Below are 8,001 nucleotides of genomic sequence, written 5' to 3'. Positions count from 1 at the left end.
TTTTCATCAGACAATCTGTGTGGGCACTACAAAGGCAGGTTCTTTAAGGTAAGGAGGTGATCCAACCGCAGGTTCCCCTACGGTTACCTTGTTACGACTTCACCCCAGTCATGAATCACAAAGTGGTAAGCGCCCTCCCGAAGGTTAAGCTACCTACTTCTTTTGCAACCCACTCCCATGGTGTGACGGGCGGTGTGTACAAGGCCCGGGAACGTATTCACCGTGGCATTCTGATCCACGATTACTAGCGATTCCGACTTCATGGAGTCGAGTTGCAGACTCCAATCCGGACTACGACATACTTTATGAGGTCCGCTTGCTCTCGCGAGGTCGCTTCTCTTTGTATATGCCATTGTAGCACGTGTGTAGCCCTGGTCGTAAGGGCCATGATGACTTGACGTCATCCCCACCTTCCTCCAGTTTATCACTGGCAGTCTCCTTTGAGTTCCCGGCCGGACCGCTGGCAACAAAGGATAAGGGTTGCGCTCGTTGCGGGACTTAACCCAACATTTCACAACACGAGCTGACGACAGCCATGCAGCACCTGTCTCACAGTTCCCGAAGGCACCAAGGCATCTCTGCCAAGTTCTGTGGATGTCAAGACCAGGTAAGGTTCTTCGCGTTGCATCGAATTAAACCACATGCTCCACCGCTTGTGCGGGCCCCCGTCAATTCATTTGAGTTTTAACCTTGCGGCCGTACTCCCCAGGCGGTCTATTTAACGCGTTAGCTCCGGAAGCCACGCCTCAAGGGCACAACCTCCAAATAGACATCGTTTACGGCGTGGACTACCAGGGTATCTAATCCTGTTTGCTCCCCACGCTTTCGCACCTGAGCGTCAGTCTTCGTCCAGGGGGCCGCCTTCGCCACCGGTATTCCTCCAGATCTCTACGCATTTCACCGCTACACCTGGAATTCTACCCCCCTCTACGAGACTCAAGCCTGCCAGTTTCGAATGCAGTTCCCAGGTTGAGCCCGGGGATTTCACATCCGACTTGACAGACCGCCTGCGTGCGCTTTACGCCCAGTAATTCCGATTAACGCTTGCACCCTCCGTATTACCGCGGCTGCTGGCACGGAGTTAGCCGGTGCTTCTTCTGCGGGTAACGTCAATGGCTAAGGTTATTAACCTTAACCCCTTCCTCCCCGCTGAAAGTACTTTACAACCCGAAGGCCTTCTTCATACACGCGGCATGGCTGCATCAGGCTTGCGCCCATTGTGCAATATTCCCCACTGCTGCCTCCCGTAGGAGTCTGGACCGTGTCTCAGTTCCAGTGTGGCTGGTCATCCTCTCAGACCAGCTAGGGATCGTCGCCTTGGTGAGCCGTTACCTCACCAACAAGCTAATCCCATCTGGGCACATCCGATGGCAAGAGGCCCGAAGGTCCCCCTCTTTGGTCTTGCGACATTATGCGGTATTAGCTACCGTTTCCAGTAGTTATCCCCCTCCATCGGGCAGTTTCCCAGACATTACTCACCCGTCCGCCACTCGTCAGCAAAGCAGCAAGCTGCTTCCTGTTACCGTTCGACTTGCATGTGTTAGGCCTGCCGCCAGCGTTCAATCTGAGCCATGATCAAACTCTTCAATTTAAGTTTGATGCTCTTAGAATTAAACGTCGTAATGAATTACGTGTTCACTCTTTGAGACTTGGTATTCATTTTTCGTCTTGCGACGTTAAGAATCCATGTCACTCTGAGTGCCCACACAGATTGTCTGATAAATTGTTAAAGAGCAGTTGCGACGCGCTTTAGCGCTCTGTCGCGAGGTGGCGTATATTACGCTTTCCTCTTTCAGAGTCAACCCTGATTTTCAGGATTTTTCTCTTCGCTGTGACGACCATCTTGTGAAGCGTTCCACTTTGTCGTCTCAACGGAGGCGCATTATAGGGATCCCATTTTTTTGCACAAGCCTTTTTTAGATCTTTTTTTCCGTTCGCTGCTTTTTCATCCCTTTCGCTCCATTCATGCGCAATTTGGCGAATTTTTGATAGCTAAAGCACTTGCGCAAGGCCAGAAATGCAACCAAAGTCATCATTACTGTTCTCTTTCCTTGAGGTAAACATGTCTGACGTATTACGTCCTTATAAGGATCTTTTCCCACAGATTGGCCAACGGGTGATGCTCGACAGCAGCAGTGTGATCATTGGTGACGTTCGCCTGGCGGACGATGTGGGGATCTGGCCGCTTGTTGCGATCCGTGGCGATGTAAATTACGTTGCGATCGGGGCGCGTACGAATATTCAGGATGGCAGCGTGTTGCATGTCACGCACAAATCCGCCTCCAACCCGGATGGCAACCCGCTCATTGTAGGAGAAGATGTGACGGTCGGGCATAAAGTGATGTTGCACGGCTGCATCATTGGCAACCGGGTCTTGGTCGGTATGGGATCGATTCTGCTGGATGGCGCGGTGATTGAAGACGACGTAATGATTGGGGCGGGAAGCCTGGTACCGCAAAACAAACGCCTGGAGAGCGGCTATCTCTATTTGGGGAGCCCGGTCAAACAGATCCGGCCGCTAACAGAGGAGGAGAAAGCGGGTCTGCAATACTCCGCCAGAAATTATGTGAAATGGAAAGACGAGTATCTCGCTCAGGGTAACCAAACCCAGCCATGATCGTCTTCTTGCTGGGACTGGATCAGTGCTTCCGCTTCTTCTTCCAGATCCCAGCGATGTTCGCAAAAGTGAGCTAACCATTGTTCCGTAGTTTCACCACCAAAGCGATTCGCCAGCGTTTCTCCCTTAATAGCGCACATTAACTGCATGCCATTAACCAGCGCGGGAAAGCAGACCGCTTTTTTCTGCGCGTCCCACTCTTCCCGGTCTGGAAACTGGATGGCCTGATTCATGCGGATAACTCCTGCTTGAGACGCGCAATCACTGGTTCAATTTCCGGCAACACACCGTGCCAGAGCAGAACGGCATGAGCTGCTTGCCCCACCAGCATCCCCAGACCATCGGCATAACGTTTCGCGCCCTGGCGTTCACACCAGGAGAGAAACGGCGTATTGCCCTTTTGGTAGAACATGTCGTAACAACATACCGCCGGACGAATGAGCGATGCCGGGATCGCCGGGATCTCACCGCTGATGCCGCTGGAGGTGGCATTGATGATCAGATCAAACTCATGTCCTTCCAGCTCATCCATACCCAGCGCCTGCACGCTACCTGTATGTGCAAAAACCTGTGCCAGTTCTTCCGCACGGGATGCCGTCCGGTTAACAATCGTCACCCCGCAATCCAGAGAAAGCAGCGGTAACAATACACCACGCGAAGCGCCACCCGCGCCAATCAGCAGGATACGTTGCCCCGGCTGGATAAATGACAGACGTTCGAGGTCACTTAGCAGACCGATGCCGTCGGTGTTGTCACCCAGCAACCGACCATCTTCGAGCCGCTTGATCGTATTCACCGCACCGGCCAGGGCTGCACGCTCGGTGAGTTCATCGGCGCGGGCAAATGCTTCTTCTTTAAATGGCACTGTGACGTTCACTCCTTTACCGCCGTCGGCAAAGAACGCGTTCAGTGTGTTGATGAAATCATTAACAGGCGCCAGCACACGGCCATACGGATGCGCAATCTGCAGCTGCTGCGCAAATTGCTGATGAATAAACGGCGATTTGCTGTGCGCGATTGGATTACCAAAAACAGCATAGGTTTCCATCATCTTACCCCTGTCGAAACAACTCGCCCGTCAGGGCATCACGGATTTCCGAAGGATTCAATCGACCTCCGGTTTCTCCTGACACCACCGGGAAGTCTGTACCAAACTGTGTGCGAACTTCCTCAACCGTACGGCAAGGGGGTAATCCACTCAGGTTGGCGCTGGTTGAAACCAACGGTTTGCCATAAGCCTGGCACAAGGCGACCACCAGCGGATGATCCGTCACGCGCACCGCCAATGAATCAAAGCGCCCCGTCAACCAACGAGGCGTCGTCGCTGGCGCAGGGAAAACAAAGGTCACCGGACCAGGCCAACGAGCAAACACGGCATCACGCTGGGCATCGGTCAACATACTGTCGTCAATATACGGCTTGAGCTGCTCAAAACTGGCGGCGATCAAAATTAACCCTTTATCCACCGGACGCTGTTTCAAGGCCAACAGACGATTTACGGCCACTTCGCTATCGGGATCGCACCCGACGCCAAAGACGGCTTCTGTTGGATAGGCGATGACATTCTCTTTATTCAGTACCTCTATTGCGTCAGCGATAGGGTCTGTTGGCAGGTTATTATTCACTTGTTTGTTCCGCCGAAACCGGCTTTCCACATTGTTTACTGGCGCAAAAGTGCTTCACACCCTGCGCGGTTTTCTTTTCGATGAGTAGCGGATAGTGGCACTCAGGACACTCTCCGGCTATCGGTTTGAAGTTAATGACAAACTGGCACTCCGGATAGCGATCGCAGGAGTGGAAGGTTTTGCCATAACGGGAACGCCGCTGGACCAGATGGCCCGTCTGGCATTGAGGGCAGGTAATAGCGGTTTCATCGGGTTTATCAATGAGCTCGGTATGCTCACATTCTGGATAGTTGCTGCAGCCGATAAACATACCAAAACGCCCCTGGCGCAACACCAATTCGCCGCCGCAGTCAGGGCAATGTTTCCCCTCCAGAACTTTGACGATATGTCCGTCCGCTGAGGATTTCAACGGACGGATATAGTCACATTCCGGATAGTGCGAGCAACCAAGAAACGGACCGTGTTTCCCGGAGCGAATCACCAGTTCAGCCCCGCACTGCGGACAGGGCTCATTTTTACGCACCGAAAACAGTGCTGATTTAGCCATAACAACTCATGCTGAATTAAGGTTGATTAATGCAGCATACCTTCATTCACTTCAAAGAGTAATTCTTCCATTTGCTGATATGCATTTTCACAACCTGGAATATTGAACAAAACCATCAAGATGACCCACTTCAGGTCTTCCAGGTCGAATTCTGCGGTATCCAGCGCGAGCACACGTTCAATCACCATTTCTCGCGTTTCGAGGTTTAGCACCTGAATCTGCTCAAGGAATAACAGGAATCCCCGGCAACTGGCATCCAGTCGGTCACACTCTTCTGGGGTATAAATACGCACAGAGAGAGGATCGGAGGCGAGCTGCATCGGCTCGGCAAGACCTTCCTGGTAGTCAGCAAGCTTTTCCAGCCACAGGAGCGCGTTGTAGATGTCTTCACGATCAAAACCAGCGTCGGTAAGATCCCGTTCAAGTTTGTCCTGATCCACACCTAATTCAGCTTCATTGTGGATATATGTCTCAAACAAATACATTAGTACGTCGAACATGGCATGCCCTCCTCAATCGGACATAGCCGCCGGGTACAACTGCGATCCATCCTGCTAACTCCAGTTCGAGTAGCTGAGCCACTACCTCTGGCACAGGTTGGCCGGCACGTTCAGCGACGACGTCAACAGGTGTTACCTCATCTCCTACGTTAGCCAGGAGCTCGGGAAATGGCAATGCTGCGCCTTCCTGATCTGATGAATAAAGTGATTTTTCAGGCTCATCTGGCAGCCAATGCAAGCCGTACTGCAAATTTTCCATGATTTCATCTGGGGCCGTCACAAGGGTGGCACCCTGCTTCACCAGCCAGTGTGGCCCTTCGCTTCCGGGGCTGCCGAGGGGGCCAGGGATAGCGAACACCTCTCGTCCTTGCTCTAACGCACAGCGCGCGGTGACCAACGAGCCACTGCGTAATGCCGCCTCAACCACCAGAACCCCTTTACTCAGACCGCTAATGATACGGTTCCGGCGGGGAAAGTTGCGCGGTAAAGGGGCCATCATTAACGGAAATTCGGACACCAGCGCGCCTCCCGTTTCCAGCAACGCATCGGCCATCCCGGCATGTCGGCGGGGATAGACGGATTGCAGGCCGTTGCCTAATACGGCAATGCTTTTCCCCTTTGCCTGGATCGCCGCCCGATGGGCGATGCCATCAATACCTCGCGCCAGACCGCTGGTAATGGTGATATCCCAACTGGCCAGTTTCTCACAAAACATCTGCCCCCATCGTTCGCCATACCAGGACGGCGTTCGGCTTCCCACGACGGCGAGTTGAAAATCATGGAGACATCGCGGGGAGCCAACGACAAAAACCGCACCGGGATAATCTTCAATGGCGCGAAGCTGCGCAGGATAATCTTCACTGTCTGCCAGTAATAAGTCATGGTGCGGCGACTCAAGCCAGCGAAGGGTTCTTTCCAGTTCTTTTTCCGGAAAGGTCAAAAAGCGCGTTGCCTGGGAAGGGGAAAGGCCGGCACGCCGCAATGCGGCGATATCAATAGCCGGCTGTGATATCAGTCCGTGAGCGACGCGCACCATCTCATCGCCGAACAACTCATTCACAGCCATTAAACGTAGCCAAATTTCGGTACGGGTCATCCTTATCCCCCTGCCACAAGCAGTCTTAGCAATCTTTGCGATTGGTCACTGATGCTGTCAATCAGAGGGGGATTTGTCTAGAATAGAGGTAATAATCTTTCCAACTCCTGAACACAACTCTGGATAACTATGTCAGTTTTGCAAGTGTTACATATTCCGGACGAGCGCCTTCGCAAAGTCGCAAAGCCGGTAGAAGAAGTGAATGCAGAAATTCAGCGTATCGTCGATGATATGTTCGAGACGATGTACGCGGAAGAAGGTATTGGCCTCGCAGCAACTCAGGTTGATATTCATCAGCGGATTATCGTCATTGACGTGTCGGAAAATCGTGACGAACGCCTGGTGTTAATTAACCCGGAACTGCTGGAAAAAGAAGGCGAGACCGGTATTGAAGAAGGTTGTCTGTCTATTCCGGAACAGCGTGCTTTAGTGCCGCGTGCTGAGAAAGTGAAAGTTCGCGCGCTCGATCGTGAGGGTAAACCGTTTGAACTGGAAGCCGACGGCCTGCTGGCTATCTGTATTCAGCACGAGATGGATCACCTGGTCGGTAAACTGTTTATCGATTATTTGTCACCGCTGAAGCAGCAACGTATTCGTCAGAAAGTTGAGAAACTCGACCGCCTGAACGCACGAGCTTAAGGACAAGAATCACCGTGTCAGACTCACTACGTATTATTTTTGCGGGTACACCTGACTTTGCAGCGCGTCATCTTGACGCGCTGTTGTCTTCTGAACATCACGTTGTCGGGGTATTTACCCAGCCCGATCGCCCGGCAGGTCGGGGAAAAAAACTGATGCCGAGCCCGGTAAAAGTGCTGGCAGAGGAAAAAGGCATTCCGGTTTTCCAACCCGTTTCCTTGCGCCCGCAGGAAAACCAGCACCTGGTTTCTGATCTGAACGCAGATGTTATGGTCGTCGTCGCGTATGGTCTGATTCTGCCGAAAGCCGTGCTGGATATGCCGCGTCTCGGCTGCATTAACGTCCACGGTTCGCTGCTGCCGCGCTGGCGCGGCGCGGCGCCCATTCAACGTTCTCTTTGGGCTGGGGACGCCGAAACGGGCGTGACCATTATGCAAATGGACGTGGGTCTCGATACGGGCGATATGCTCTATAAGCTCGCCTGCCCCATCACCGCGCAAGACACCAGCGGCACACTGTACGACAAGCTGGCGGATCTTGGTCCGCAGGGGCTGATCGAAACGCTGAAGCAGTTAGCTGAGGGCCGTGCAAATCCGCAAGTGCAGGATGAATCGCTAGTCACTCACGCAGAAAAGCTCAGTAAAGAAGAAGCGCGCATCGACTGGTCGCTTTCTGCGACACAACTGGAACGTTGCATTCGCGCATTCAATCCCTGGCCGATGAGCTGGCTGGAAATTGACGGCCAGCCGGTAAAAGTCTGGCAGGCATCCGTGATAGAGACGCCGACGCTGGCAGAACCGGGAACCATCCTTGACGCCACGAAACAAGGCATTCAGGTCGCGACCGGCAACGGAGTCCTGAACCTGCTCTCATTGCAACCCGCCGGAAAAAAAGCGATGAGCGCCCAGGATCTTCTGAATTCACGTCGGGAATGGTTCATTCCTGGCAACCGTCTGGTCTGACGGTCACTTCTGATA

Annotated in this window: 9 protein-coding genes and 1 rRNA gene; 3 read left to right on the top strand and 7 right to left on the bottom strand. The window is 53.1% G+C overall.

What is annotated here, in order from left to right; translation table 11 throughout:
- Positions 1–49 precede the first annotated feature (49 nt).
- A 16S ribosomal RNA gene (locus AOY24_RS22765) occupies positions 50–1,591 on the bottom strand.
- A gap of 471 nt (positions 1,592–2,062) precedes the next feature.
- On the opposite strand from AOY24_RS22765, the gene AOY24_RS22760 reads away from it, so the two are divergent.
- Positions 2,063–2,617, top strand: a complete 555-nt coding sequence (locus tag AOY24_RS22760; RefSeq protein WP_042998365.1) for a gamma carbonic anhydrase family protein — start codon at positions 2,063–2,065, stop codon at positions 2,615–2,617.
- Here the strand turns inward: AOY24_RS22760 and AOY24_RS22755 are convergent.
- Genes AOY24_RS22755 through dprA form a run of 6 tightly spaced genes read right to left on the bottom strand, consistent with a single transcriptional unit; the run spans position 2,593 to position 6,385 of the window.
- Positions 2,593–2,850: a DUF1488 domain-containing protein gene (locus AOY24_RS22755; protein WP_042998366.1), complete on the bottom strand. Its 258-nt coding sequence runs from the start codon at positions 2,848–2,850 to the stop codon at positions 2,593–2,595. The genes AOY24_RS22760 and AOY24_RS22755 overlap by 25 nt on opposite strands.
- Entirely contained in the window at positions 2,847–3,665 is an 819-nt protein-coding gene (gene aroE / locus AOY24_RS22750) for a shikimate dehydrogenase (RefSeq protein WP_054177422.1), read from the bottom strand. Before aroE ends, AOY24_RS22755 begins: the two co-directional genes overlap by 4 nt.
- A gap of 4 nt (positions 3,666–3,669) precedes the next feature.
- Entirely contained in the window at positions 3,670–4,242 is a 573-nt protein-coding gene (gene tsaC / locus AOY24_RS22745) for an L-threonylcarbamoyladenylate synthase type 1 TsaC (RefSeq protein ID WP_044265313.1), read from the bottom strand.
- Positions 4,235–4,789, bottom strand: coding sequence for a type I DNA topoisomerase (locus AOY24_RS22740; protein ID WP_042998369.1), 555 nt, complete (start codon positions 4,787–4,789; stop codon positions 4,235–4,237). Before AOY24_RS22740 ends, tsaC begins: the two co-directional genes overlap by 8 nt.
- 26 nt (positions 4,790–4,815) lie before the next feature.
- Positions 4,816–5,289 (bottom strand): DUF494 family protein Smg, encoded by a 474-nt coding sequence (smg, locus tag AOY24_RS22735; protein ID WP_054177420.1) that lies wholly within the window; start codon positions 5,287–5,289, stop codon positions 4,816–4,818.
- Positions 5,261–6,385 (bottom strand): DNA-protecting protein DprA, encoded by a 1,125-nt coding sequence (dprA, locus tag AOY24_RS22730; RefSeq protein ID WP_054177419.1) that lies wholly within the window; start codon positions 6,383–6,385, stop codon positions 5,261–5,263. Before dprA ends, smg begins: the two co-directional genes overlap by 29 nt.
- A gap of 129 nt (positions 6,386–6,514) precedes the next feature.
- Between dprA and def the strand changes: the two genes are divergently transcribed.
- Both def and fmt read left to right on the top strand, forming a co-directional pair.
- On the top strand, positions 6,515–7,024 hold the full coding sequence (def, locus tag AOY24_RS22725) for a peptide deformylase (protein WP_042326273.1): 510 nt from the start codon (positions 6,515–6,517) through the stop codon (positions 7,022–7,024).
- 14 nt (positions 7,025–7,038) lie between these two features.
- A complete protein-coding gene (fmt, locus tag AOY24_RS22720; protein ID WP_044265317.1) occupies positions 7,039–7,986 on the top strand; it encodes a methionyl-tRNA formyltransferase in 948 nt (315 codons plus the stop codon).
- The last annotated feature ends 15 nt before the right edge of the window (positions 7,987–8,001 follow it).

It is taken from the genome of Citrobacter sp. CtB7.12 (assembly GCF_001297795.1).
Taxonomy (GTDB): domain Bacteria; phylum Pseudomonadota; class Gammaproteobacteria; order Enterobacterales; family Enterobacteriaceae; genus Citrobacter_A; species Citrobacter_A amalonaticus.
This window is presented reverse-complemented; position numbering and strand designations above follow the sequence as displayed.